The organism is Pseudomonas sp. RW3S2 (assembly GCF_014268955.1).
GTDB lineage: Bacteria > Pseudomonadota > Gammaproteobacteria > Pseudomonadales > Pseudomonadaceae > Aquipseudomonas > Aquipseudomonas wayambapalatensis.
Genome location: NZ_JABWRM010000008.1, coordinates 53,213 through 78,313, shown reverse-complemented (window position 1 = coordinate 78,313; position 25,101 = coordinate 53,213). Strand labels below are relative to the sequence as shown.

General features: G+C 64.3%; 28 protein-coding genes. 9 read left to right on the top strand and 19 right to left on the bottom strand.

The window, feature by feature from the left end:
• Positions 1–38 precede the first annotated feature (38 nt).
• The 7 genes from xerD to ffh form a co-directional block, all read right to left on the bottom strand.
• The gene (gene xerD / locus HU748_RS13220; RefSeq protein WP_186720672.1) at positions 39–935 is read right to left on the bottom strand and encodes a site-specific tyrosine recombinase XerD; all 897 of its coding nucleotides are present in this window, start codon (positions 933–935) and stop codon (positions 39–41) included.
• Positions 936–1,090: 155 nt separating this feature from the next.
• On the bottom strand, positions 1,091–1,504 hold the full coding sequence (locus HU748_RS13215; RefSeq protein WP_063543306.1) for an acyl-CoA thioesterase: 414 nt from the start codon (positions 1,502–1,504) through the stop codon (positions 1,091–1,093).
• Positions 1,505–1,641: 137 nt separating this feature from the next.
• On the bottom strand, positions 1,642–1,992 hold the full coding sequence (gene rplS, locus HU748_RS13210; RefSeq protein ID WP_023629812.1) for a 50S ribosomal protein L19: 351 nt from the start codon (positions 1,990–1,992) through the stop codon (positions 1,642–1,644).
• A gap of 42 nt (positions 1,993–2,034) precedes the next feature.
• Positions 2,035–2,787 (bottom strand): tRNA (guanosine(37)-N1)-methyltransferase TrmD, encoded by a 753-nt coding sequence (trmD, locus tag HU748_RS13205; RefSeq protein ID WP_186711270.1) that lies wholly within the window; start codon positions 2,785–2,787, stop codon positions 2,035–2,037.
• A 3-nt stretch (positions 2,788–2,790) separates the two neighbouring features.
• On the bottom strand, positions 2,791–3,327 hold the full coding sequence (rimM, locus tag HU748_RS13200; protein ID WP_054895624.1) for a ribosome maturation factor RimM: 537 nt from the start codon (positions 3,325–3,327) through the stop codon (positions 2,791–2,793).
• A 5-nt stretch (positions 3,328–3,332) separates the two neighbouring features.
• Positions 3,333–3,584, bottom strand: coding sequence for a 30S ribosomal protein S16 (gene rpsP, locus HU748_RS13195; protein WP_008094480.1), 252 nt, complete (start codon positions 3,582–3,584; stop codon positions 3,333–3,335).
• Positions 3,585–3,827: 243 nt separating this feature from the next.
• Complete coding sequence (gene ffh, locus HU748_RS13190; RefSeq protein ID WP_063543302.1) at positions 3,828–5,204, bottom strand: signal recognition particle protein; 1,377 nt, start codon at positions 5,202–5,204, stop codon at positions 3,828–3,830.
• Positions 5,205–5,489: 285 nt separating this feature from the next.
• Between ffh and ccsA the strand changes: the two genes are divergently transcribed.
• The 3 genes from ccsA (at position 5,490) to HU748_RS13175 (ending at position 9,040) form a co-directional block, all read left to right on the top strand.
• Positions 5,490–6,299: a cytochrome c biogenesis protein CcsA gene (gene ccsA, locus HU748_RS13185; RefSeq protein WP_186668713.1), complete on the top strand. Its 810-nt coding sequence runs from the start codon at positions 5,490–5,492 to the stop codon at positions 6,297–6,299.
• Between the two features lie 9 nt (positions 6,300–6,308).
• Positions 6,309–7,514, top strand: coding sequence for a transporter associated domain-containing protein (locus tag HU748_RS13180; RefSeq protein WP_186720670.1), 1,206 nt, complete (start codon positions 6,309–6,311; stop codon positions 7,512–7,514).
• 221 nt (positions 7,515–7,735) lie between these two features.
• The gene (locus tag HU748_RS13175) at positions 7,736–9,040 is read left to right on the top strand and encodes an MFS transporter (protein ID WP_186711272.1); all 1,305 of its coding nucleotides are present in this window, start codon (positions 7,736–7,738) and stop codon (positions 9,038–9,040) included.
• An 88-nt stretch (positions 9,041–9,128) separates the two neighbouring features.
• On the opposite strand, the gene purT is transcribed toward HU748_RS13175, so the two are convergent.
• From purT to HU748_RS13150, 5 genes are all read right to left on the bottom strand, one after another.
• Positions 9,129–10,310 (bottom strand): formate-dependent phosphoribosylglycinamide formyltransferase, encoded by a 1,182-nt coding sequence (purT, locus tag HU748_RS13170; RefSeq protein ID WP_112897568.1) that lies wholly within the window; start codon positions 10,308–10,310, stop codon positions 9,129–9,131.
• A gap of 85 nt (positions 10,311–10,395) precedes the next feature.
• Positions 10,396–10,863, bottom strand: coding sequence for a VUT family protein (locus tag HU748_RS13165; RefSeq protein WP_065863171.1), 468 nt, complete (start codon positions 10,861–10,863; stop codon positions 10,396–10,398).
• Positions 10,864–10,946: 83 nt separating this feature from the next.
• Positions 10,947–11,141, bottom strand: a complete 195-nt coding sequence (locus tag HU748_RS13160) for a DUF1289 domain-containing protein (RefSeq protein WP_065863172.1) — start codon at positions 11,139–11,141, stop codon at positions 10,947–10,949.
• A complete protein-coding gene (locus tag HU748_RS13155) occupies positions 11,131–11,655 on the bottom strand; it encodes a gamma carbonic anhydrase family protein (RefSeq protein WP_186668719.1) in 525 nt (174 codons plus the stop codon). The genes HU748_RS13160 and HU748_RS13155 overlap by 11 nt, the downstream gene beginning before the upstream one ends.
• A gap of 44 nt (positions 11,656–11,699) precedes the next feature.
• The gene (locus HU748_RS13150; RefSeq protein ID WP_054894676.1) at positions 11,700–12,299 is read right to left on the bottom strand and encodes a CoA pyrophosphatase; all 600 of its coding nucleotides are present in this window, start codon (positions 12,297–12,299) and stop codon (positions 11,700–11,702) included.
• Between the two features lie 125 nt (positions 12,300–12,424).
• Between HU748_RS13150 and HU748_RS13145 the strand changes: the two genes are divergently transcribed.
• The 6 genes from HU748_RS13145 to HU748_RS13120 all read left to right on the top strand — a co-directional run bounded on the left by HU748_RS13145 (position 12,425) and on the right by HU748_RS13120 (position 21,042).
• Positions 12,425–12,976, top strand: a complete 552-nt coding sequence (locus tag HU748_RS13145; protein ID WP_186711273.1) for an NUDIX hydrolase — start codon at positions 12,425–12,427, stop codon at positions 12,974–12,976.
• Positions 12,977–12,995: 19 nt separating this feature from the next.
• Positions 12,996–13,568 carry a L,D-transpeptidase family protein gene (locus HU748_RS13140; protein WP_186711274.1) on the top strand — a complete coding sequence of 191 codons (573 nt, stop codon included), beginning with the start codon at positions 12,996–12,998 and terminating at the stop codon, positions 13,566–13,568.
• 241 nt (positions 13,569–13,809) lie between these two features.
• Positions 13,810–15,471, top strand: coding sequence for a ShlB/FhaC/HecB family hemolysin secretion/activation protein (locus HU748_RS13135; protein WP_186720668.1), 1,662 nt, complete (start codon positions 13,810–13,812; stop codon positions 15,469–15,471).
• Between the two features lie 27 nt (positions 15,472–15,498).
• Positions 15,499–20,040, top strand: a complete 4,542-nt coding sequence (locus HU748_RS13130) for a hemagglutinin repeat-containing protein (RefSeq protein ID WP_186720667.1) — start codon at positions 15,499–15,501, stop codon at positions 20,038–20,040.
• 466 nt (positions 20,041–20,506) lie between these two features.
• Positions 20,507–20,749 carry a hypothetical protein gene (locus tag HU748_RS13125; protein ID WP_186720666.1) on the top strand — a complete coding sequence of 81 codons (243 nt, stop codon included), beginning with the start codon at positions 20,507–20,509 and terminating at the stop codon, positions 20,747–20,749.
• 23 nt (positions 20,750–20,772) lie between these two features.
• The gene (locus tag HU748_RS13120) at positions 20,773–21,042 is read left to right on the top strand and encodes a DUF3077 domain-containing protein (protein ID WP_186668729.1); all 270 of its coding nucleotides are present in this window, start codon (positions 20,773–20,775) and stop codon (positions 21,040–21,042) included.
• A gap of 125 nt (positions 21,043–21,167) precedes the next feature.
• On the opposite strand, the gene HU748_RS13115 is transcribed toward HU748_RS13120, so the two are convergent.
• From HU748_RS13115 to gspG, 7 genes are read right to left on the bottom strand one after another with little or no spacing between them, the layout of a single operon-like run.
• Positions 21,168–21,812 (bottom strand): general secretion pathway protein GspN, encoded by a 645-nt coding sequence (locus HU748_RS13115; RefSeq protein ID WP_186720665.1) that lies wholly within the window; start codon positions 21,810–21,812, stop codon positions 21,168–21,170.
• A complete protein-coding gene (gene gspM, locus HU748_RS13110; protein ID WP_186711449.1) occupies positions 21,809–22,195 on the bottom strand; it encodes a type II secretion system protein GspM in 387 nt (128 codons plus the stop codon). Before gspM ends, HU748_RS13115 begins: the two co-directional genes overlap by 4 nt.
• Positions 22,192–23,265 (bottom strand): type II secretion system protein GspL, encoded by a 1,074-nt coding sequence (gspL, locus tag HU748_RS13105; protein WP_186720664.1) that lies wholly within the window; start codon positions 23,263–23,265, stop codon positions 22,192–22,194. The genes gspM and gspL overlap by 4 nt, the downstream gene beginning before the upstream one ends.
• A complete protein-coding gene (locus HU748_RS13100) occupies positions 23,262–23,852 on the bottom strand; it encodes a prepilin-type N-terminal cleavage/methylation domain-containing protein (protein ID WP_186720663.1) in 591 nt (196 codons plus the stop codon). Before HU748_RS13100 ends, gspL begins: the two co-directional genes overlap by 4 nt.
• Positions 23,849–24,217 (bottom strand): type II secretion system protein, encoded by a 369-nt coding sequence (locus tag HU748_RS13095; RefSeq protein ID WP_186720661.1) that lies wholly within the window; start codon positions 24,215–24,217, stop codon positions 23,849–23,851. The genes HU748_RS13100 and HU748_RS13095 overlap by 4 nt, the downstream gene beginning before the upstream one ends.
• Complete coding sequence (gspH, locus tag HU748_RS13090; protein ID WP_186668741.1) at positions 24,214–24,651, bottom strand: type II secretion system minor pseudopilin GspH; 438 nt, start codon at positions 24,649–24,651, stop codon at positions 24,214–24,216. Before gspH ends, HU748_RS13095 begins: the two co-directional genes overlap by 4 nt.
• 1 nt (position 24,652) lies before the next feature.
• Positions 24,653–25,087, bottom strand: coding sequence for a type II secretion system major pseudopilin GspG (gspG, locus tag HU748_RS13085; RefSeq protein ID WP_186711446.1), 435 nt, complete (start codon positions 25,085–25,087; stop codon positions 24,653–24,655).
• Positions 25,088–25,101 lie beyond the last annotated feature (14 nt).

The following is a 25,101-nucleotide window of genomic DNA, read 5'->3' as shown; positions in this document are numbered from 1 at the left end:
CACTGTCTGATGGCCGCCGGGCGGAACATGAAAATCATTCATCCACGCGGATGGTGCTGGGCATGCAACTGCTGCAAACGTGCCTTGGCGACGTGGGTGTAGATCTGCGTGGTGGAAAGGTCGCTGTGCCCCAGCAGCATCTGCACCACCCTCAGGTCGGCACCATGGTTGAGCAGATGGGTGGCAAAGGCGTGACGCAAGGTATGCGGTGACAGTGGCTTGTCGATACCGGCCACGCGCGCGTGGTGCTTGATGCGGTGCCAGAACGTCTGGCGGGTCATTTCCTCGCCCCGCAGGCTGGGGAACAGCACATCGCTGGGGCGACCGTTGAGCAGCTCGCCGCGACCGTCGCGCACGTAGCGCTCGATCCACAGTACCGCCTCCTCGCCCATCGGCACCAGACGCTCCTTGCTGCCCTTGCCCATCACCCGCAGTACACCCTGGCGCAGGTTGACCTGATCGAGGGTCAGGCTCACCAGCTCGGTGACCCGCAGGCCGCAGGCGTAGAGAACCTCGAGCATGGCTCGGTCGCGCTGGCCGATGGCTTCGGCCAGGTCGGGTGCCTTGAGCAGCGCTTCGACATCCGCTTCCGACAGGGATTTGGGCAAAGGCCTACCCAGCTGCGGCATATCGACCTGCAAGGTCGGATCGACACCAATGAGTTTCTCCCGCAGCAGATAGCGATAAAAGCCACGCACACCAGAGAGAAATCGCGCAGTGGAGCGCGGCTTGTAACCCTGATCGAAGCGCCAGGCAAGGTGGTCGAGGATCGAATCGCGGCCAGCTTCAGGCAACGCGACGCCACGCTCCTGCAACCAGCCATTGAACAGGGCCAGGTCGCTGCGGTAGGAAACGCGGGTGTTGTCGGACAGGCCTTTTTCCAGCCAGAGGGCATCGAGAAACTGATCGATCAGGGGGTGGTCCAGGGCGGGCATTCGGAGGGCTGCTGGGTGTTGAAAGTGGGCTTAGTGTTTCACAGCCGCATAATTGTTGTCTGTACCGGCCTCTTCGCGGCTAAAGCCGCTCCTACAGGGATCGCGCAGCGCCTGTGGGAGCGGCTTTAGCCGCGAAAGGGCCCGCACTGGAGAACTCAGGCCTGAGCCAGTACTGGCACCGGTCGCTTGTCCTCGTCGATGGCAACAAAGCTGAACACCCCATGAATCGCACGCTCGCGGCCGTCGAGGTACATGTTCTCGACGAACACATCGACCTGTACCTGCAAGCTGGTATTGCCCACCTTGATCACGCTGCCAACCAGCTCGACGATCGAGCCCGCCGGGATCGGGTGCTTGAAGTCGATGCGGTCGGTGGACACGGTCACCAGCGGCAGGCGACAGAAACGCGTAGCGGCGATGAACGACACCTCATCCATCCAGGCCAGCGCGGTGCCGCCAAACAAGGTGTTGTGGTGATTGGTGGTATTGGGAAATACGGCCTTGGTCACGCGAGTGATCGACAGCTCGGTACGGCGCTGGATTTCCTGGTCTCTTGGGGTGGTGGTCATGGGGTACTCGAATCGCAAGGGAATGGCAGCGGGGCGACCCGCGAAGCAGGCAACACCAATACCACAAAATGCAAAAAAGCAGCCCGAAGGCTGCTTTTTCTCTCGCAAGGCGACCAAGGCCGCCGGTCAAACTGCACTCAGGACAGTTTTTCCTTGATGCGAGCGGCTTTGCCGGACAGGTCGCGCAGATAGTACAGCTTGGCTTTACGCACGTCACCACGACGTTTCACGGCCAGGCTGTCGATCTGTGGGCTGTAGGTCTGGAAGGTACGCTCTACGCCAACGCCGCTGGAGATCTTGCGCACGGTGAAGGCGCTGTTCAGACCGCGGTTACGCTTGGCGATAACAACGCCTTCGAACGCCTGCAGACGCGAGCGATCGCCTTCCTTCACTTTAACCTGAACGACAATGGTGTCGCCTGGTGCGAAGGTCGGGATTTCCTTGCTCATCTGCTCGGCTTCGAGCTGCTGGATGATCTTGTTGGTCATGCTGTGCTCCTAAGATGGATAACTTGATCCACCATCGATACGTTAACTATCGTCCCGCTCGCGGAGGTATTCCTCGAGCAGCTTCTTCTCTTCTCCAGAAAGCGAGCGACTTTCCAGAAGATCGGCGCGTCGTTCGAAGGTCCTACCAAGGGACTGCTTCATTCTCCAACGCCGGATGTGTGCATGGTTGCCACTTAGCAACACGTCGGGTACACGCTGATCCGCATACACCTCAGGTCGGGTGTAGTGCGGGCAATCCAGCAGACCATCGGTGAAGGAGTCTTCCTCCGCCGAGTCCACATGCCCTAAAGCTCCGGGCAGCAGCCGCGTAACCGCATCGATCAGTACCATGGCCGGCAGCTCGCCACCGGAAAGTACATAGTCACCAATCGACCACTCCTCATCGACATGAGCTTCGATAAAACGCTCGTCGATGCCTTCATAACGACCGGCGATCAGGATCAACGATTCCTGTTCGGCCAGGCCTTTGACCGCCTGCTGAGTCAGCTTGCGGCCTTGTGGCGAGAGGTAGATCACCTTCGCCGATGCTCCGGTCGCCTGCCTGGCACTGGCCAGGGCGTCTTCCAGAGGCTTGATCTTCATCACCATGCCCGGACCACCGCCAAACGGCCGATCATCCACCGTGTGGTGACGATCAGTGGTGTAGTCCCGTGGGTTCCAGCAGGTCACTTGCAGCAACCCCTGTTTCACCGCACGACTGGTAATGCCGTACTCCGTGATGGCCGAGAACATCTCGGGGAACAACGTGATGACTTCTACGCGAAGGTTACCCATCGTTTAGAAATCCGCGTCCCATTCGACTCGCATCACACCTGCTTCCAGGTCGATTGCCAGCACGCATTGCTCCGTATAGGGCAACAGACGCTCGCGATCATCCAGGCTGCCTGCGCAAGGCTTGACCACCATTACATCGTTCGCACCGGTCTCCAACAGGTGATCGACCTTGCCGAACAGTTGTTCGTCCTGGTTGATGACCTTCAGGCCCTGCAACTGGTACCAGTAGTACTCGTCGGCGGCCAGGTTGGGCAAAAGGCTCCGCGCAATGCAGATTTCGTAACCGCTCAGAAGACGGGCTTCATCGCGATCGTCGAGGCCTTTCAGTTTCACGACCAGGCCCTTCTGGGAGCCACGACCGCTGACCAGCTCGACCTGCTTTACCTTGCCTTCGTGCCGAAGCGTCCAGCGCGGATAATCCAACAGGTTTTCAATCGGATCGGTAAAGGAATACACCTTCACCTCGCCGCGAACGCCGTGAACCGAAAAAATCTTGCCAACGACGATGAGGTCGTCAGCCTTTTCTGGCGTCGCGTTCATACTGCTCAGGCAGCAGCCTTGGCAGCGTCCTTCAGCAGCTGAGCAACACGCTCAGACGGCTGCGCGCCCTGGCTCAGCCAGTAGGTGACGCGTTCCTGGTTGACCGACAGCTTGACTTCGGCGCCCGAGGCGATCGGGTTGAAGAAGCCAACGCGCTCAACGAAACGGCCGTCACGGGCGTTACGCGAGTTGGTCACGGTCAGGTGGTAGAAAGGGCGCTTTTTCGAGCCGCCACGGGCCAGACGAATGGTTACCATGTGAACATCGTTCCTATAGTCGGTACTGCAGTCAGTGCTGCAAATCTGAATGCCAAATAGGCACACGGGTGCCCAAAAGGCCGCATATTCTCAGGGAATACACGGACATTTGCAAATGGCTTTTTCGCAAGAGCCATGCAAAGCAATCCAGACCTGCCGCTTAAGCCGCTGTTTTGCGGCGCTTTCCCGCCGAGGCGGGGTCTGCCTGGCCGCCTTGCAATCAAGGCGACCAAGCGGATTCGGTTACAGCTTCGGCATGCCGCCGCCCGGCAGCATCCCGCCCAGGCCACGCATCATCTTGGCCATGCCGCCCTTGGCGGAGAATTTCTTCATCATCTTCTGCATCTGCTTATGCTGCTTGATCAGTCGGCCGATATCCTGCACCTGCGTGCCGGAGCCCAGGGCGATACGGCGCTTGCGCGAACCGCTGATCAGGTCGGGGTCGCGACGTTCGGCAGGGGTCATGGAGTTGATGATCGCCTCCATCTGCTTGAACTGTTTCTCGGCCGCGCCCTGGGCATTGCCCATCTGCGACAGGTTGACGCCACCGATGCTGGGCAGCTTGTCCATCAGGCCACCCAGGCCGCCCATGTTCTTCATCTGCTGCAACTGGTCGCGGAAGTCTTCGAGATCGAAGCCCTTGCCCTTTTTCAGCTTCTTGGCCAGCTTGTCGGCCTTGGCCTTGTCGATGTTCTGCTCGGCCTGCTCGATCAGGCTGAGCACGTCACCCATGCCGAGGATGCGCGAGGCGATGCGGTCAGGGTGGAAAGGCTCGAGGGCTTCGGTCTTCTCGCCCATACCGATGAACTTGATCGGCTTGCCGGTGATGGCGCGCACCGACAGCGCGGCACCGCCACGGGCATCACCATCGACCTTGGTCAGCACCACGCCGGTCAGCGGCAGCGCCTCGCCAAAGGCCTTGGCGGTATTGGCGGCGTCCTGGCCGGTCATGGCATCGACCACGAACAGCGTCTCGACCGGCTTGACCGCCGCGTGCAGGGCCTTGATCTCGTCCATCATGTCGGCGTCGATGTGCAGACGGCCGGCGGTGTCGAGGATGACCACGTCGATGAACTTGATCTTGGCTTCGCGAATCGCCGCCTCGGCGATATCGACCGGCTTCTGGCTGATATCGGACGGGAAGAAGGTCACGCCGATGTCGTTGGCCAGGGTTTCGAGCTGCTTGATCGCCGCCGGGCGGTAGACGTCGGCGGACACCACCATGACGGTCTTTTTCTTGCGCTCTTTAAGGAAGCGCGCCAGCTTGCCGGCGGTGGTGGTCTTACCGGCGCCCTGCAGGCCCGCCATCAACACCACGGCTGGCGGAGCCGCATTGAGCGCGAGGTCTTCGTTGGCCGCGCCCATCAGGCTTTCCAGTTCGGCCTGGACGATCTTCACGAAGGCCTGGCCCGGCGTCAGGCTGCGCGACACCTCTGTGCCGACCGCGCGCTCCTTGATGCTGTTGACGAAGTCCTTGACCACCGGCAGGGCGACGTCGGCCTCGAGCAGGGCCATGCGCACTTCACGCAACGTGTCCTTGATGTTCTCTTCGGTCAGCTTGGCCTTGCCGGTGACATGGCGCAGCGTCTGTGACAGGCGGTCGGTCAGGTTTTCGAACATGGTGATCCTTTCAGGCCCAATAAAGCCGAGGTTGTTCAGGCGCCCTGGCGGATATCCACACGCGCAGGGCACAGCAAGCCGGGCATTATAACGGAGAGCGGCGACGGCGCACACCTTGGCGCTGAGCGGCAGCGGCGGCGGCCTTTTCGCTGGCAAGTCACAGCGCCGAACCGCCGCCTCCATGAAACCTTGAGCCCGCGAAAAGGCCGACACGGCCTGCAGTCTTCCTAGGCAACCGCGTTCTATGCCAAACTCCCCTCCTTTAGGGCTCGCCTACCAGGACCTATGCTCTCCTCACCCAGCCTCATCCCCAACCTGATCGCGGCCATCCTTTATATTGCTGCGACCGCCTATCAAGGCTCGCGCCTGGCACAGGGTGCCAAGGTCGACAAACGCCTGCTCGGCCTGTTGGGCGTGATTGCCGTTGTCGCACAGACCGGCGCCCTGTTCTTCCAGTTGCTCACCCCACTGGGCCTGAGCCTCGACTTCTTCAGCGCCGCCAGCCTGATCGCCACCGCGGTGATCGCCCTGACGCTGCTCGCCTGCCTGAGCATTCCGGTGGAGAACCTGCTGGTGCTGCTGTTCCCGCTGGGTGCAGTGACAGCGCTGCTGGCACAGTTCGCGCCAGCCGGCACCGTGCCGCTGGTCAATGAAGAGCCCGGCATCCTGGCGCATATCCTGCTGTCGATCCTCGCCTATGGCCTGTTCACCATCGCCGTGGTCCAGGCCCTGCTGCTGTTGCTCCAGGACCACCAGCTCAAGCACAAGCACCCCTCGGGACTGATCCGCAACTTCCCCCCACTGCAAACAATGGAAAGCCTGCTGTTCGGCTTCCTCTGGGCGGGCTGGATCCTCCTGTCGCTGTCGCTGATCTCCGGCTGGCTGTTCTTCGAGAACCTGTTCGCCCAGCACCTGGTGCACAAGACCTCGCTGTCGTGCCTGGCCTGGATCGTGTTCAGCGTCCTGCTGTGGGGGCGCAATCGCCTGGGATGGCGCGGGCACAAGGCGATCCGCTGGACCCTGGCGGGTTTCTGCCTGCTGATGCTGGCCTACTTCGGCAGCAAGCTGGTCCGCGAATTCATCCTGCACATCTGACGGGCAATCATGGACACTTTGCCGTACGCCCCGCTGCTCGGCACCCTGGTACTGGCGTTGCTGTGGTCGGCGCTGTTCAGTGCGGTCGAGGCCGCCCGCCAGCAACTCAACGGCCACGCCCGCTCCAGCGAGACAGAAGCCCCCACCCTGCCCGCCCAGGCACTGGTCCTTTGCGCCAGCCTCGGCAAGTTGCTGGTGCTGGGCCTGGCCTGCCTGATCGGTCAGCGCTACAGCGGCGAACATGGCTTCTGGCTGGCCGGGCTCTGTGCCACGCTGACGCTGCTGGTGCTGGCCGAGTACCTGCCGCGGCGCCTGGCACGACGCAACCCGCACGCCTTCGCCAGCCTCGGTGGCAGCCTGCTCAAGCTGCCACTGGCAGCGCTGCAGCCGCTGGCCTGCCTGCTCGACGGCATGGCCAAAGTGATCCTGCGCCCGTTCCGCGTGCAGCCTACCGCCGTCGCCCTGCACCCACAGGACGAAGACGCCCTGGATGACGACGAGCCGCACGAAACCCCACGCCAGGGCCTGATCGAGGGCCTGCAAGCGCTGGACAGGATTACCGTCAACGACATCCTGGTCCCGCGCAACGAAGTCGATGGCATCAACCTCGACGACCCGATCGAACAGATCATCGAACAGCTGATCCTCAGCCGCCACACCCGCCTGCCCGTCTATCACAACGACATCAACCAGGTCGAAGCGATCCTCAACACCAAGCTCATCAGCCACCTGCTGCCACGCGCCGAACTGACCCTGGAGAAACTCCAGGCCGCCTGCTACGAGCCCTACTTCGTCCCGGAAAGCACCCCGCTGCAACTGCAACTGCTGAACTTCCACAAGCAGCAGCGGCGCATGGGCGTGGTCGTGGACGAGTACGGCGAAGTGCTGGGGATCGTGACGCTCGAAGACATCCTTGAAGAAATAGTCGGCGAGTTCGAGGACGAGCAGAGCCTGGACAACCCCCATATCCATCCCCAGCCCGATGGCCGCTTCATCATCGAAGGCACCGCCTCGCTGCGCGAGCTCAACCGCAGCCTGGGCTGGCACCTGCCCTGCGACGGCGGCCCGAAAACCCTCAACGGCCTGGTCACCGAAGCACTGGAAAGCATCCCGGCAAGCGCGGTTTGCCTGAAAGTCGGACGCTACCGCCTGGAAATCCTCGAAACCGAGGACAATTGCGCCAGCAAGGTACTGGTCTGGACCGTAACCCGATAGCTATACTCGGGCCACGCTTACCCAGCCCTGCCGTCCCGCCTGCTACCCGCACCCGGCGCCCCACGGCCAGTCCGCCTCACTGACGTGCCAGCGGCCCTGCGTCCTATCCCGAACAGCGTCCGCGCCCTGCCATCCCGGGGCCCTCGTCAGCCTGGCGAACCACAACAATACGCTGCGGCCCGCCTGATCGGCCGCACGAACGACTGTTCAGGGACCTACGCATGACAACCAGCAACACCTACGCCGAACCTGTCTCGGCGACCCCGGTCAATTCGCCCGCCCGGGTCGCCACCGCCAGCTTCATCGGCACCGCCATCGAGTTCTACGATTTCTACGTGTACGCCACGGCTGCGGCGCTGGTGATCGGTCCGGTGTTCTTCCCGTCCGGCTCAGGCACCGCGCAGATGCTTGCAGCCTTCCTCACCTTCGGTATCGCCTTCCTCGCCCGGCCGCTGGGCTCGGCCCTGTTCGGCCACTTCGGTGATCGCATCGGGCGCAAGTCGACCCTGGTCGCCTCGTTGCTGCTGATGGGGGTGTCCACCACACTGATCGGTGTCCTGCCAGGCTATGACAGCATCGGCGTATGGGCCCCGATCATTCTCTGCGTGCTGCGCTTCGGCCAGGGGCTGGGATTGGGCGGCGAATGGGGCGGTGCAGCCCTGCTCGCCACCGAGAACGCACCGCCCGGCAAGCGCGCCTGGTTCGGCATGTTCCCGCAGTTGGGCCCGTCGATTGGCTTCCTCGCCGCCAACGGCCTGTTCCTGACCCTGGCACTGGTGCTCAGCGACGAGCAGTTCCGTGAATGGGGCTGGCGCATTCCGTTCCTGCTCAGCGCTGCATTGGTGCTGGTGGGCCTTTACGTACGCCTGAAGCTCGAGGAAAGCCCGGTCTTCGCCAAGGCCGTGGCCCGTCAAGAGCGGGTGAAAATGCCGGTGGTCGACCTGTTCGCCAAGTACTGGATGCCCACCTTGCTGGGTGCTGCGGCGATGGTGGTGTGCTACGCACTGTTCTACATCTCCACGGTGTTCTCGCTCAGCTATGGCGTCTCCACACTCGGCTACAGTCGCGAAACCTTCCTCGGCCTGCTGTGCTTCGCCGTGGTGTTCATGGCCCTGGCTACGCCGCTTTCGGCCTGGCTCAGCGACCGCTATGGGCGCAAGCCGGTGCTGATCGTCGGTGGGCTGCTGGCGATTGCCTCAGGCTTCACCATGGAACCCCTGCTGACCTCGGGCTCCACCGCCGGCGTGGCACTGTTCCTGGCGATCGAACTGTTCCTGATGGGCGTGACCTTCGCCCCGATGGGCGCGCTGCTGCCTGAGCTGTTCCCGACCCACGTGCGTTACACCGGGGCCTCGGCGGCCTACAACCTGGGCGGCATCGTCGGCGCCTCGGCGGCACCGTTCTTTGCCCAGCAACTGGTGAGCATGGGAGGTTTGAGCTGGGTGGGGGGATATGTATCGGTGGCGGCGGTGATCAGCCTGATTGCAGTGCTGTGCCTGAAGGAAACTCGCCATACCGAGCTTTGAGCAGTTGGGGCAAGCTCGCTCCCGCAGGAATCCGTAGGAGCGGGCTTGCACGCGAATGGGCTGCGCAGCAGCCCCGTGCGATCTCAGATCAGAACTCGACCTTCACCGCCTGCGAAGCACGGGTCGCCTTGGCGCGCGCCGCTTCGACCGACTCGTCGCGGGCCAGGCACACGCCCATGCGGCGGGTGCCGTTGATTTCCGGCTTGCCGAACAGGCGAATGGCGGTGTCCGGCTCGCTCAGCGCTGCGCCGAGGTTGGCAAAGCTGGTCTGCTGCGACTGGCCTTCGGGCAGGATCACGGCCGAGGCCGACGGACCGAACTGACGCACCACCGGGATCGGCAGGCCAAGAATCGCACGGGCATGCAGGGCGAACTGCGACAGGTCCTGGGAAATCAGGGTGACCAGACCGGTGTCATGCGGACGTGGCGACACTTCGCTGAACCACACCTGGTCGCCCTTGACGAACAGCTCGACGCCGAACAGGCCACGACCACCCAGCGCATCGGTGACCGCCTGAGCCACACGCTGCGACTCAGCCAGCGCCTTCGGGCTCATGGCCTGGGGCTGCCAGGACTCCTGGTAGTCGCCCTTCTCCTGACGGTGACCGACCGGCGCGAGGAAGGTGGTGCCGCCCACATGACGCACGGTCAGCAGGGTGATTTCGTACTCGAAATCAATGAAACCCTCGACGATCACCCGGCCCTTGCCAGCACGCCCGCCTTCCTGGGCGTAGTCCCAGGCTTTCTGCAGGTCGGCATCACTGCGCAGCAGGCTCTGGCCCTTGCCCGACGAGCTCATTACCGGCTTTACCACGCACGGATAGCCAACATCGGCCACGCCCTTGGCGAAGTCTTCATAAGTGTCGGCGAAGTGGTAGGGCGAGGTCGGCAGTTCCAGCTCTTCGGCAGCCAGGCGACGAATTCCTTCGCGGTTCATGGTCAGCTGAGTGGCGCGGGCGGTCGGCACCACGTTGAAACCTTCGTTCTCCAGCTCGACCAGCGTGGCGGTGGCGATGGCCTCGATTTCCGGCACGATGTAGTGCGGTTTTTCAGCCTCGATCACCGCACGCAGGGCGACGCCGTCGAGCATGTTGATCACATGGCTGCGGTGCGCGACCTGCATGGCAGGCGCGTTGGCGTAACGGTCCACGGCGATCACCTCGACGCCCAGGCGCTGCAGCTCGATCACCACTTCCTTGCCCAGCTCGCCGCAGCCACACAGCAGTACGCGGGTCGCGGTCGGCGACAATGGGGTTCCGATACGGGTCATTTCAGGTCCTCGAAGGCGTCCGGGGCGCGCCGGCTGGTGCTGCCCGCTGAAAAAGGACCGGTATTCTACATCAATCGGGCGCGGATCAACCCACCGCCAGCGCGCGTCGCGCCCGCCACGCCATGATCAGCCAGACCGCCGTCACACCAGCAAACTTCGAGGCCATCGCTGTGCCGATCACGGCAGGCGTCAGTGCACCGATCATGCCGAAGAAGATGAAGGTGTCCACCGGGATGCTCAGCGCCGAGCTCAGCCACAGGCGGTCACGCAGGGGTCTGCGAGTGACGCTGAACACCAGCCAGTCAATCAGTTCGGACACGAAGAACGCCGTAGCGCTGGCCAGGGCGATGGCCGGCTCCGAAGTCGCGTAGGACAGCACCAGCGCCGCCAGCATCGCGATCAGTGCGCCATGCCCGTAACGGGTCTGCACCATGTCACGCAGGATGAACACCAGCCCGCCCCAGGCGGACCAGATCACGTCCAGGTGCGGAGCGCTGGAGAAGGCGTAGTTGATGAGCACCACGCTGCTGATGTAGGCGATGAGGTAGAACATGATCCGGAGATTCGAGGGGCAAGCCCGACAGATTAGCGCCAGCCCCATCGTGGGACAAGTCGCAGCGGCAAACCGCCGCTAGCTCAACCGATCACCAACCCCGCCGCCACGGCCCGCTCATGGCACAGCTTGATCACCGCCCGGCGCTCGTCATTGTCCATCCGTGCCCACCGGGTGATCTCCTGCACCGTACGCTGGCAACCGATGCAGATGTCCTGCTCATCCAGCGCACAGACGTTCACGCACGGCGAGGCGACCGGCCGCTCGTCAGTCTTCATCGACCACCAGCTCCCGCGCATAGCGCTCGGCGTTGTGCACATAGTGCGCGGCGCTGGCTTCGAGCATGCGCTTCTGCTGCTCGGTCAGCTCGCGCACCACCTTGCCCGGCGAGCCCATCACCAGCGAACCGTCGGGAATCTCCTTGCCTTCCGGGATCAGCGCATTGGCGCCGATGATGCAGTGCTTGCCGATCCGCGCACCGTTGAGGATGACCGCATTGATGCCGACCAGGCTGTAGTCGCCGACGCTGCAGCCATGCAGCATGGCGTTGTGGCCAATGGTCACGCCCTTGCCCAGGGTCAGCGGCGACCCCATGTCGGTGTGCATGACGGTACCGTCCTGGACATTGCTGTCCTCGCCGATGTCGATCAGCTCGATGTCGCCGCGCAGCACGGCGCCGAACCAAACACTGGCCCGGGCCTGCAGGCGCACCTTGCCGATCAAGGTGGCAGTGGGGGCAGCCCAACTGCTGGGATGGGCTTCGACCCGCAGGTCGCCCAAGCGGTATTTCATGTCGTGTTCCTCACGGTTGAACGCAGTCGGCGGGTGAACCCCGCTCAGTTCTGGATAAAGCGCTCTGGCGGCTGGTGCAGGCTGATACCGGCGTCGAACAGCACGTTGACCAGCTCGACGATCATGATCGCCGACAGCCCCCAGATCTTGTAGTCGCCATAACGGTAGCTGGGCACGTACCAACTGCGCCCCTGGTAGTCGATGCGATGGGTGTGGTCGCGTGGGTCCTGGCGAAAAAACGACAGAGGGACGTTGAAGACCGCGGCGATTTCGGCATCGTTGGGCTGGTACTCGACGTAATCCGGAATCAGCCCGACGAACGGCGTTACCTTCAGCCCGTGCAACGAAATCAGCGGGCTCAGGGGGCCGATCACCTCGACCAACCCCGGCGGCAGGCCGATTTCCTCCTCGGCTTCGCGCAGGGCGGTGAACACCAGGTCCGGGTCCTCCGGATCGCGGCGCCCTCCGGGAAAGGCCACCTCGCCACCATGGGTGGAAAGCCCCTTGGCACGCAGAGTGAGCACCAGCTCGGGCTCTTCGCTACGGGTAATGGGCAGCAGCACCGCCGCCTCGGGAAAACGGCGATCCGCCTCCAGTGACGCAGGGGTATGGTTGCTCATTCGGCGAAGAAGCTCGTCCAGCATTACGCACTCTCGATTCCAAGGCCTGCCTTGCATGATGCACCAAAGCCGCGAGGCACCCAAGCCCCGACGGCTTGCGACAACCCCGTCGGCCGCGCCAAGATAGCCGCTCACACAGGAATAAAAGCATGAAATTCTGCAGCGCGTGCGGCCAACCGGTCATTCAGCAGATTCCCGAGGGCGACAGCCGCCTGCGGTACGTCTGCCCCTCCTGCCAGACCATCCACTACCAGAACCCCAACATCGTCGCAGGCGTCTTGCCGATCTGGGGCAGCCAGGTGTTGCTGTGTCGCCGCGCCATCGAGCCCCGCCGCGGCTTCTGGACCCTGCCCGCCGGCTTTATGGAGAACGGCGAAACCCTTGACCAGGCCGCTCGTCGCGAGACCGTCGAGGAAGCCTGCGCACGCGTGGGCCCAACCACCCTCTACCAGTTGTTCGACCTGCCGCACATCAACCAGGTGCACGTGTTCTTCCGCGCAGAGCTCGCCGACCTGGACTTCGACGTCGGTGTCGAGAGCTTGGAAGTGCGGTTGTTCGAAGAGCATGAAATACCCTGGAACGAACTGGCTTTCCGCACCGTCACGCGGACACTAGAATGCTATTATCGCGACCGCATCGGGCAGCAGTACCCCATAGGCCATGAATACCTGCCGCCGATGAACGTTTCGTCGTCCACCTAGCTATTTCAGGATACGTTTCATGCGCTGGTTGCTTGCCCTCTTCTGCTTGTGCGTTGCATCGGTGTCCCAGGCGGCGTTCACCGAGACCATCATTCGCAAGCCCCTGCCCGCGACCACGTCACAGGGCACGCAGCCCCAGGCCAGGCCTGTGCAAAGCAGCAGCCAGCCGCAGATCGACAAGGTGCTGGTGCTCAAGTCAGAGCGGCGCCTGCAATTGATCAGCCGCGGCGAGCCACTCAAGACCTACCGCATCTCCCTGGGCAAACAACCCAAGGGCGCCAAGGAGCGCGAAGGCGACAAGCGCACCCCTGAAGGCTTCTACTGGCTCGACTGGCGCAAGGTCAGCGACCGCTACAACCTGGCCATGCACATCTCCTACCCAAACATCAGCGACGCCGCCAAGGCGCGCCGCGAAGGGGTCAATGCCGGCAGCATGATCATGATCCACGGCACACCGATCAACGAAGAATACCCGGAGTGGTACTTCCACACCCTCGACTGGACCGAAGGCTGCATCGCCATGCGCAACGACGACATGCGTGAAGTGTGGAGCATGGTCAAGGACGGGACCATGATCGAGATTCGCCCCTGAGCCCTCGGGCTCACCCTTGCAGTTCCCACTTCCCCAGCGTGGAGCCCGCCCGCGCCTGAGAAAGACGGCGCAGGCTGACGGCGCGTCCTACATTTTCAGCAAGTCCTCAGAATATCCCGACTCAAAAAGGTTATTTGCCTGATACCCATACAGGCAATGTATCGCATCCAAACGACTGTTCGAATTTTTAGAATCCACGCAAACGAGTACTTGAACCGTACGACCTCTGCGGAATTCTTCGATGGCGAACACCCCGTTTCCGGCTATCTGCCTTTCAATCATCAGTGCATTGCTCGCGCTGCTGACCAGCTCGGTTGCCCTTGCAGCCGATACCGCCAGCGAGCAGCTACGCGACCAGCAACGCGAGCTTCAGCAATTGCAGCAACAGCAGCGGCTGGAGCACTGGCAGCGCCGCCCTGCCCCGCAAGGATCAGGGCAGCCGACACCATCGGCAACCCCTTCAGCCCAATGCTGGCCGGTCAGCGGCCTGCGCCTGAGCGGCAACGTGCGCATCACCAACGCCACGCTCGAACAGAGCCTGCGCCCGCTGCTGCACTCGTGCATGACTGCGCACGCCATCAACCGACTGCTCCTGGCAATCACCGAAGGCTACGTAAGGGCGGGGTATCCGGCAAGCCGCCCATATCTGAGACATCCCCCCAAGGCTGGCGCCCCCCTCGACATCGTCATCGTCGAAGGCTTCGTCGAGAGTATCGAGTTGGATACCGCGCTGCCGCTGTCGCTGGCCGGTGCCTTTCCCGACATGCTCGGCCATCCACTGTACCTGCCCGACCTGGAGCAAGGGCTCGATCAACTGAACCGCCTGCGCGCCTATGACCTGGGCGCCAACCTGTTGCCCGGCGACGTACCCGGCGGTACGCGGATACAACTCGAACCACGCCGGATCGGTTCGCGCTGGCATCTGGACAGCCGCCTCGACAACCGCGGCAGCGCACTCACCGGCCGCCATCGCCTGAACCTGAGCCTCGGCCTGGACAGCCCGCTGGGGCTGAACGACGACCTGCGCCTGTCATTGAACTCCAGTGTCTTCCAGGCACCGGGGCGCAGCCAGGGTGCCAGCCTCTACTACAGCGTTCCCTACGGCCCCTGGACCTTCGCCCTGAACGCCAGCCAGCTCAGCTACCGCGCACCACTACCCGGCAACCGCCTCAGCAGCCGGGGCAGCAGCAGCCTGCAAGGGCTGAGTGCCGACCGCATGCTGTGGCGCAACCAGCAGGGCATGCTCAACGCCAGCCTGCGCCTTGACCACAAACGCATGGGCAACTGGCTCGGCCCGCTGAAGATCGCCCAGCAGAGCCCGACACTCACCACCCTCGAGGCGGGCCTCAACCTGCTCTGGCTCGAAGGCGGCCTGTGGAACGCCTATGTCGGCGTCGCCCAAGGCGTGGATCTGTTCGGTGCCGACCGCGCACCGCTTGGCCGCAAGAGCGCCGAGCCTGGTTTTCGCAAGTACCGCGCCAACCTCCTGTACCTGCACCCGGGGCCCTGGCGCTGGCAGAGCGAACTGAACCTGCAATACAGCCCCGACCGCCTGCCGGCCATCGAACAGCTTGCCCTCTCCGACGACCTCGCCGTGCGCGGCTTTCGCCAGCACAGCGTCTCCGGCGCCAGCGGTGCGGTGTGGCGCAACACCTTGAGCCACACCCTTCCCCTCAGCCTGCCCCTGGAAATCCGCCCGCACCTCGGGCTGGACCTGGGCTGGACGCGCTTCGATCACGGCAGCAGCTCGCAACGCCTGAGCGGGGCCGTGCTCGGCGTGGTACTGGGCACGCCGGGCAATCGCCTGCGCCTGGACTACCAGCGCGCGCTGAGTGCCAGCGACCGATCACGCAGCACCCTGGAGCCGGGCTTCTGGGTGTTCGAATGGACCTTGACGATCTGATTCACCCACAACAAGAGAGACAACCCCGTGAACGATAAAAAGCCCCGCAAAGCGACCACTCCCGACGCCCTGCGCTGGAGCATATTTCTCACACTGGCAGCCGCCTCACCGGGCCTGCTCGCCCAGGGCAGCCTGCAACCGGCTCCTGGACCGGGCGGCACCCCGCTGATCAACGACGCCCATGGCGTGCCGGTCATCGAGATCGTCGCACCCAACGCCAGCGGCCTGTCGCACAACCAGTTCCTCCACTACAACATCGGCCAGGCGGGTGCGGTGCTCAACAACGCCCTGCAGGCCGGCCAGTCGCAACTGGCAGGCGCCCTGGCCGCCAACCCGCAGTTCCAGGGGCAGGCTGCCTCGACCATCCTCAACGAAGTGATCAGCCGCAACGCCTCGCTGATCGAAGGCCCACAGGAAATCTTCGGCCGCCCCGCCGACTACATCCTCGCCAACAGCAATGGCATCACCCTCAATGGTGGCAGCTTCATCAACACGACCCGCGCCGGTTTCCTGGTCGGTGATGTGCAGCTCGAGGACGGCCGCGTGCGCCTGCTCGACTCACGCAACGCCCATGGCATCCTCAGCGTGCTCGACGGTGGCCAGAGCAACGATGGCGGCGCCCTCGAACTGATCGCCCCGCGCATCGACAGCAAGGGTACGCTCAAGACCCGCGACGACCTGCAGTTGATTGCCGGACGCAACCGCATCGACGCCAGCAACGGACAGGTCCTCGAACACCTGCCAGGCACCCCGGCGAGCATCGATGCCAGCCTGTTCGGCGCCATGTACGCCGGCCGCATCCGCGTGGTCAGCACGGCCGAGGGCGCGGGCGTGCGAATCGGCGCCATCGACATGCACGGGTACGATGGCATCCAGGTCCAGTCGGCCGGCGGGCTGCACATCGGTGACGACGGCACGCGCAACGCCGCGCTGCGCAGCCGCAAGGGCGACCTCGACCTCAGCGCCAGCGGCGACCTCAGGCTGCAGGCCGTCACGGGCGAGGGCAAATCGATCAACGTCAATGCGGGCCAGAAACTCACGCTGGATACCACAGCCCGGGAAAACATCGAACGTGACCGTAAGTCATGGGACAAGAAGTGGCTGTTCGTCACCACCGAGACCTACGAACGCAACACCACCGAGACCGAGCGCACGCTCACCGGCACGCACTTGCAAGCCGATGACCGCCTGGCGCTGAAGTCCGGCGACGACATGCAACTGGTAGCGGCCACCCTCAAGGCCGGCGGCGAACTCAACCTCGACAGCGCGACCAACCTGAGCATCGAAGCCGGCAAGCAGAGCCGACGTGTCGAAGAGCAGGTACGCCATCGCAAGCACCTGTGGCGGGGTGACAGCGACAGCGACCAGTACCAGGAGACCGCCAAACCCAGCGATCTGCAGGGGGGCACGCTGATCGCCAAGGCTGGTGAGGCACTCAAGGTCCAGGGCAGCCGGATGCACAGCGAGGGCGACATGGCGCTGTCGGCAAGCCAGGTCGACATCGCCACCACGGCCCTGGAGGCACGCGGCACACAACGCGACTACCGGGGCGACCTGGTTTCCGGCAGCTTCTTCGGCGACCGCGAAGGCAAGGACAATACCGCCCAGCAGGTCGCCGGCAGTGTGATCACCTCGGGCGCCAACCTGAACGTCACCGCCGGACAGGTCAGGGTCAAGGGCAGCACCATCGCCAGCGAAGGCGAATCGGTGCTCTACGGTGACAAGGGCAAGCTGGTGATCGAAGCCGACCACAGCCGCTCCAGCACCACCGACAAACAGAGCGACAGCAAGCTGTTCGGCCTGATCGGCCACGACCGCAGCCACAGCGCCAACCAGGAGAAGGTGCTGGCAAGCGACGTCAGTTCGAAAAGCGACCTGCGCCTGGCCAGCGCCGAAGAGTTGCGCATCCAGGGCGCCAAGGTCGAGGCCGGTCGGCAGCTCAAGATCGAAGCCAAGGGCGACCTCATCGTCGAGAGTGCGCAGGCGCGCAGCGACAGCAAGACCGACACGCAACAGCGCTCACTCACCGCCAGCGCCCGCCAGACCGCCAACGCCAAGGACGACAAGCCCGGATCTCGCCAGTACGAGGCTGGAGTCGGCTATGCGGTCGTCAGCACACACAGCCAGCAACGCGTGACCGAACAGGTGGCCAGCGAGCTCAAGGGCGGCTCGGTCGAACTGCAAAGCGGTGCACACCTGCAGGTCAATGGCTCGAAAGTCACCGCCACTACTGGCGACCTCGCGTTGCAAGGGCAACGGATCACACTCGGCGCCACCCACAACGACCACCAGACAGACACCCAGAGCACCGACAGCGGTGGCAGCCTGGTCGTGACCGGCGGCATCGACCGAATCGGCAGCCTCTTCGAGGGGCATCATCAGAAGGAGACCGTGCGTGAGCGCGACAGCAAGGTACAACGCAGCGAATTGCAGGCAGGTGGCGATGTGAAGATCGACACAGGGACGTTGGTGACCGAGGCCGCACGCGTCGACGCTGGCAAGGCGTTGCTGGTCAAGGCCAAGGAGATCGAGAACCGAGCGGTACAGGATGTGCACGAACGCGAGCAGCGCAATGACAACTGGCGTGGCACCCTCGGTGCCAGCCTCGAATACCGCGACCTGACCCGGCCCATCGAGCGCCTGATACTCGGCGAGGAAGCCGCGCGCTTCCAGCAGGCCTCGCCCGAGGACGCGATGGCCACACCCAGCGTCGGCGGCGACATGACCGTGGACCATCTGAAGCGCCTGGAAAACCAGCGCCGCGGTATCGCCCAGGTCAGCGAGCTGTCCGGTGCCAGCGTCAAGGTCGAAGCCGAGCGCATCGACGATCAAGGCACGGCCTGGCGCGCCAATGAGGGCCTGCTGGCGATCACCGCCAACCAGCATCATCAACGTGCGGCGGTCGACGAGCAGTCGCGCCTCGTCGAGCAATTGGCCGTTGGCGGTGACATGCGGGTCGACACCAGTACCGGCAACGACCTCAATGTGCGCGCCAGCGCTAAAAGTGGCTCGTCGAACAGCGAAGACAGCACCCGCAACGCCCGGGTCGGCAGCCTCTATGGGCAAACGGGTATCCAGGTCCAACTGGGCGCCGACGGCCTGTACGAAGGTACGCGCATCAACGCCGGCAACGGCGACCTCAGCATCACCAGCAACGGCAAGCTCTTGCTGAGCGCAGCTCACGACCAGCGCTCCGAACACCAGCGCCAGACCGACGGCAATGCCTGGGCCAAGGTGGGCAACCGCCCCGGCAGTACCGGTGTCGAGGGTCGCGGCTACCTTGACCTGACCGAGCTCCAGCGCCAGGAAAGCAAGGCCCAGGTCGGCCAGATCGACGCCAAGGGCAAGGTGCTGCTCAGCAGCGGCGCCGACCTTATCCTCGAAGGCACTCGCATCGGCAGCCGCGAAGCACCGACTGGCGGCATCGAACTGGACAGCGCCGGGCTGTTGCAGGTCAAGGCGGCCCACGACAGCCAGCAGGCCAGCGGCCACAACCTCGGCGGCGGGCTCGAGCTGGCAGCCAAGTTCGGCACGGGCAAAGGCGGCGCACTGGGTGGTCACTTCGCCAATGGCAAGCTCAACGAGAAGGCCAGCCAGGCAGTCGATGCCCGCTTCGACACCCAAGGCACCCTGCAGATCAGTAGCCGTGCACGCGACGATATCGCCCTGCATCTCCAGGGCCTGCAAGCCTCGGCCGCGCAGATCAAGCTGGAGGCCAGCAAGGGTGGCATGCTGGTCGAAGCCTCGTCCGACAAGGAGCAGCGCGACAACCTGGAGATCACTGCCGGTGCCGGTTTCAGGCTCAACCGCGGCGAAACCCCGGACAAGGATATCCGCGGCCTGCACGGGCGGGTGCAGGTCAATCTCGACAAGCGCGACAACCAGACCTGGAATGCCAGCACCTTGCGCGCTGACCGCATCGAGCTGGCAAGCCAAGGTGACACCCGCATCGAAGGCGCAAGCCTGGACGCCGACCGGATCCGCGGCGACATCGGTGGCGACCTGCTGCTGGCCAGCCGCAAGGATCGCGTCGACACACTGGTCGTCAAGGCCGACGCCCGTCTGAGCCACGAGAAGAATCCCCAGGGTTATCTCGATGCTGCCGGAGCCCTCTCCGGCCCAGCGGCAGGCAAGGTCACCGAGAAGGTTGGCCCGACGCTGAGCAAGGTGGACCCGAAGCTGTCGCCGACCGTGAAAGTCGAGGTGTCCCACACCCAGCGCGACACCGTCGCCCACCAGGCCACGCTCAAGGGCAATGAAGGCGTCGAATTGAAGGTCGGTGGCCAGGCGCGTCTGGTCGGGGCACGGATCCAGTCGAGCGCTGGTGACGTCGATCTGCAGGCCCAGTCGGTCAGCCGCGAAACGCTCACGGGTCGTGACTACCAGCGCAATGTCTCGGTGGACTTCTCCAACTCGCCGGTCGACATGGGTACGGCCATTGCGGAACTGTCCAAGAGCAAGGGCGCGGCGGATGGTGAGAATGCGCTGGACCTGGGGCTGCTGCGCACCAGCGGGCATAGCCGCAGTGAGGAGTGGGTGTCGAATGTCGGGAGCAAAGGTGCGCGCTGATCGTTGAGTGCAGGAGCAGGGAGATCCTGTAGGAGCGGGCTGGTCCCGCGATGGCAACACCGCGGTGGATGGCACCGGCTATGCCGGTGTTCGCGGGCAAGCCCGCTCCTACAAGGGGGTGGCGTAGGTGCCTGGTATTCCTGGCGTCGCCTATGCGTATCGCATCCTTCGAAAATCAGAAAATACGCCTTTCCTGTAGTCCATTTCCCAAAGATACTCCCGGCGCCTTTTTTCCGTTGCGGCTCCTGGAGCAGCGCTCTAGTCTCGGCGCGTCGTTGCACATCAACGACACAGCTTTGACAGGCTGTGACGGTATTAAGCATATGGCTGCTTTCCATGGCAGCTGTACGTGCGGGCACGCTTGCGTGCGCCGGAACTTTGCTTATTCCGCCGGTCTGTCAACCCACGTACAGCTGCCACCCTTTGTTTGACAGCAGTTGGAGGTAGCCCCACAAGGAATAACGCGATGTTAAAGATCGTCCCCGACCCACCTCACAACAACCACTCTCTCGAAGACACCATCATCCAAGCCACCGAGTACGCACTCTGCGCACAAACCGTGGCCCATCAAGCGGTCCTCCTCCAACCCAAGTCCCCCGTCTCGCTCCTGGTAATGGCTGCCATTCATGAAATGGAAGCGCTAAGGATTTTGCTGGAGTCGGCTTTGATACAGATTCAGATGCCGGCAGAGCCGCAGACTGCTCACTAAGCGGTGTTCAGGGAGATGAAGGGATGGATACAAGCGACACCACACCGAACACCACCGTTGGCAAGACTCGGTTCTACCAAGGCAAGGGTCTGACCCAGCCGCTGTTCTGCATCGAGCCGGGCATCCCGTGCGAGCGTGCACGCGAGCAGGCTTCGGAGTTGATGGGGTACGTGCGCGACATGACCTTGAGCGCAGTGATGGATGAGAACCCGCAACTGGTCTGGGCTTCGTACTACCTGAGCGCATTGGCCAAGGCATTGATGGACGATGCGGAACTGGGGATGGGCCGGTAAAAGCGGGGTTATCGGACCTGGAGTTGAGTGGGTGGTGGGGGCATGGCACCGGCTATGCCGGTGTTCGCGGGCAAGCCCGCTCCTACAAGGATTGAGCTGGCAAGGAACAGACTCATGCACTGTAGCTACCACCTGAGCTGCCGCTCGCCCCTGGCAGCCTCCGGCCCCAACCACTGGGCGCCACGCAGCAAGGGCGTCAGCGCAGCATCAGGCTGGACCTCGAAACGGACCTGGGCGCGCCTAGCCAGCAGGTCGGCGTCAAGATCGAGCTGGTGCTGCCCTTGCAGGGCCAGCGCGCCCTGCAAGTGCCAGTCACCTGCACAGCGCATTTGGAGCCAGCCCTGCCCCAACCCCAGCGACCATGGCGATACCAGCGCCAGGTCGTTCACCTGCAAACGCCCCTCGGCACCGACGCACTGTCGCCACGCACCCTTCACATTGACACGCCCCTGCCAATGCCCCGCCAGGCGATAAGCCACCGGCACACTCGCCGCAGCCTCGAGCGCCTCGACATCCGCCCGCCAGCGCCAGGGCCAACCGCTCAAGCGCATCAGCCAATCCTGGCCCTGATAACCCAGGCGGATTTCGCCCTGTGCCTGCCACGGTCGCCACTGCCAGCTCAGCGGCCCGACATCGCCCACCTGCTCGGCCTGTCCGTGCCAGAGGCTGCCGCTGACGGCCCTGCCTGGCACCAGCCAGTGTGCAGGCAACTCGACGAGCAGCGTGACAGCACACACCAGCGCCGGCCACAGCAGCACGCGCGCCCTCATGGCCGGACCCGCAGGTCGAAGCGCAGGCGCTTGCCCTCCTGTTCCATACCCCATTGCAGCGGCTGTGCGCCCTCGATCTGCAACGCCTGCAACCACCTCAGCAGCGCCTGCTCGTCCGCGACCGAGCCACGCACCTGCCAGCCCTGCTCCTGCGGCTCGACCTCCGTCAGCTCGATGTGCCGGGCCTGGGCAGACTGACGCAGACGCTCCAGGCTCAAGACCGGGCCGCCCTCAAGGCTGATCGCCACTTCTGCCAGCCCGCGCCACTGGCTCATCTCGGCCCAGCGCGCGCTCGCCTCACGCACCAGGATGACGATCAGCAACAGCGCGATCAGCCCCCATGCCAGACGCATACGCTGGCGTTGTAAAAAGACGCGGATCATGAACCGCTCCCCAGGTCGAACACCACGCCCTGTGCCTGCACCTGCACCGCCGCCCCGACCGTTGCGGCCATTTCATCCCACGGCGGCACCGTGCCGTCGCCGTCCAATTGCAGATGCCAGCGCTGCCCATCGAAGCGCACGGCGCGCAGGCGCCACTGCGGGTGCTCGTGCAGCCAGCCCTGCAACTGCCCTTGCAAACCGTCGAGCCGACGCAGACGCAAAACCCGCTCGCCGTCGGCGTCACGCAGCCGCCTGAGCGCCTGCGCTGCCTGGCGTGGCGTGGCCTGCGGGCCGGTAACCGCCAGCACCTGCTGCCGATACAGCTGGGCCTGACGCCATTGCTGGCTGATCCACAGACCGCCCCAGACGGCGGCGAGCACCAGGCAGGCGGCTACCAAGCGCTTTTGCAGCCCCGTGACCTTCAATGATTGGCGCGGACGACGCGTTTCCCGCAGCACTGGCAAGGTATCGAGATCGGCAATCCGCTGTGGCCAGCGTCCATCGACCGGCTCAAGCGCCTGCGTATCCCACGGCGCAGGTGCAGAGCCCAACACCTGTGGCCAGGCCAGCCAGTGCTCGCTGCCCTCTTCGTCAACCCGCGCGTACAGGGTCGACTGTGCCTGTCGCCATTGCCATCCACAGCCCGGGTCGAGTGTCGGCAAGAGCTGGAACTGCGACCAGCAACGCTCTACCTCCAGCCCCCACTCCACGCACTGGGCCAACCAGCCATCGAGCCGATCCCGCGCCACGACCACCAACCGCAGTTGCCCTGCCGTGCGACCGATGCATGCACAGTGCACCTCATCGCTCCCCTGCAACAGACGGTCCTCCAGCAGCAGCGGCCATTCCTCACGCTTGAGCCCGGGCGGCGCCGGCAACTGGAAATGGCTGCACGCCTCGCCCGGCACCACCAGGGCAACCCGGGCGATCAGATCCTGCGGCGGGCGCCCCTGCCCTTCGTCACGCAGCATGCCGCTTTCCAGCAGGCACCAGTGCCAACCGCCGTCAGCCTCCGGACGCAACAGCAACCAGGGTCGCGCAGGCGAGCGCCGCCGCCATTCAAGCTTCATGAGCGCCCCCAGGGCAGGACGAATGTGCAGACATAAGGTGCTCCGTCACGCTGCAGATGCAGGCGCACGCCACGGCCGGGGTGCGTCGGTTGATCGGAAGGCCAGGCCAGCCAACTGCCGCCCTGGAAATACAGAATGCTCATCTCGCTGACCCGCTCCAGGCGCTCGCGTACCACCCAACGCGGCTTGTCGGCGGCGTAGAGATCGGCGGAAGTTTCCAGCAGCACGCGCTGCTCCCTCGGCTCGAAACGCAGGCGCTGACGCTGCAAGCGGGAACCGCCTTCGGCCTGGGGCCAGGCCGCAGCAGCGACCCACAGCAACTGCTGGTTCTGCGCCTGCCAATCGAGCCAGCGCGTGGCCAGTGGCAGGCGCTGCTCGTACACCTGGCGCAGCACCGGGCTGTCGAACCGCCGCTCCAGCGCCAGGCAGAACTCCAGCACACCGGGCTCGTTCTGCTGCTCGGCGAGACGCTCGCGCACCGTGAGCCAGCCATGCACCAAGGCCGCCAGCAGGATGCCCAGCACCGCGGTCAGCGCCAGCGCCACCATCAGTTCGATCAGGGTCAACCCCGTCTGGCGACGCTTCATGGGCGCTCCAGAAACAGGGTGTACAAACCCAGCGGCACACGCTGATCGCGGTCGGCGAACAGGCGCAGCTCGCCACGGCGCAGATCGCGCACGCCGGTGCTGCGCAGTTGCAGGTCCCAGTGACACACCTGCGCGCCCTGTTGCAGCGCCCCGGCGGTGCGATTGCTGCCCGGCCAATACTGCTCGACCGCAAACCGTGCCTGCAGCTCACGGGCGCACAGGGCGCCAAGGCGGTGCTGCTGCACGCCTTCCTGCACCGCCAGGCGCTGGCGCAACACCTGGCTGGTGATCACCGCCAGTACGGCGGCAATACCCAGCGCCACGCTGACTTCAAGCAAGGTGAAACCGCGCTGTCGCCGCCTCATGGAAGCGCCACGACCTGCAACTGCCCCTCGCGCCCCCAGCTCCAGCGCTGCCCGCCTTCGGCGCCACGCCAGTTCACCTTGCCGGGCCTTGCCCAACCTTCGGGGGTGAACACCAGTTGCGGCGCTGCTGCCGCCTGCCAGTCCGGGCGCAGGTCTTGCGGCCAATCCCCCAACGCGACCGTCTCCAGCACCCAGCCGGTGCCGTCATGGCGAACGAACTCAGGGCGCTTGCCGCTCCAGCGCAGGCCACGCAACTGGCCGGTATGCCGGGCCACGGCGGACTGCTCGCGGGTCGCGGCGACCAGCCGCTGCATGGCCTGGTCGACCCGCGTACGACCGCTGTCGAGCCAGGCCACGCTCAAGCCGGTCATCAGCCCGGCGATGGCCAGCACCACCAGCAATTCGAGCAGGCTGAAGCCGCGCTGGGAAGGCAAGTCAGAGGTCCCAGTTGCCCAGGTCGGCATCCAGCCCTTCGCCACCGACCACGCCATCGGCCCCGAGCGAATAGACATCGACACGGCCATGCTCGCCCGGCATGCGGTACTGGTACGGCGTGCCCCACGGGTCTTCCGGCAGGCGACGAATGTAGCCATCGCTGCGCCAGGCACGCGGTAGCGGCTCCTGGCCCGGCTTCTTCACCAATGCGGCGAGGCCTTGCTCGCTGCTGGGAAAGCGCAGGTTGTCGAGCCGGTACATGTCCAGCGCCTGCTCGAGGGTGGCAAGGTCAGCCATCACCTTCTGGCGCATGGCCTTGTCCTGGTTGCCCAGCACGCTGGGCGCGACCACCGCGATCAGCAGGCCGATGATGAAAATCACCACCATGATTTCCATGAGGGTGAAGCCGCGCTGACGCTTGGCGCGATACTGCATGCAAAGACTCCTTT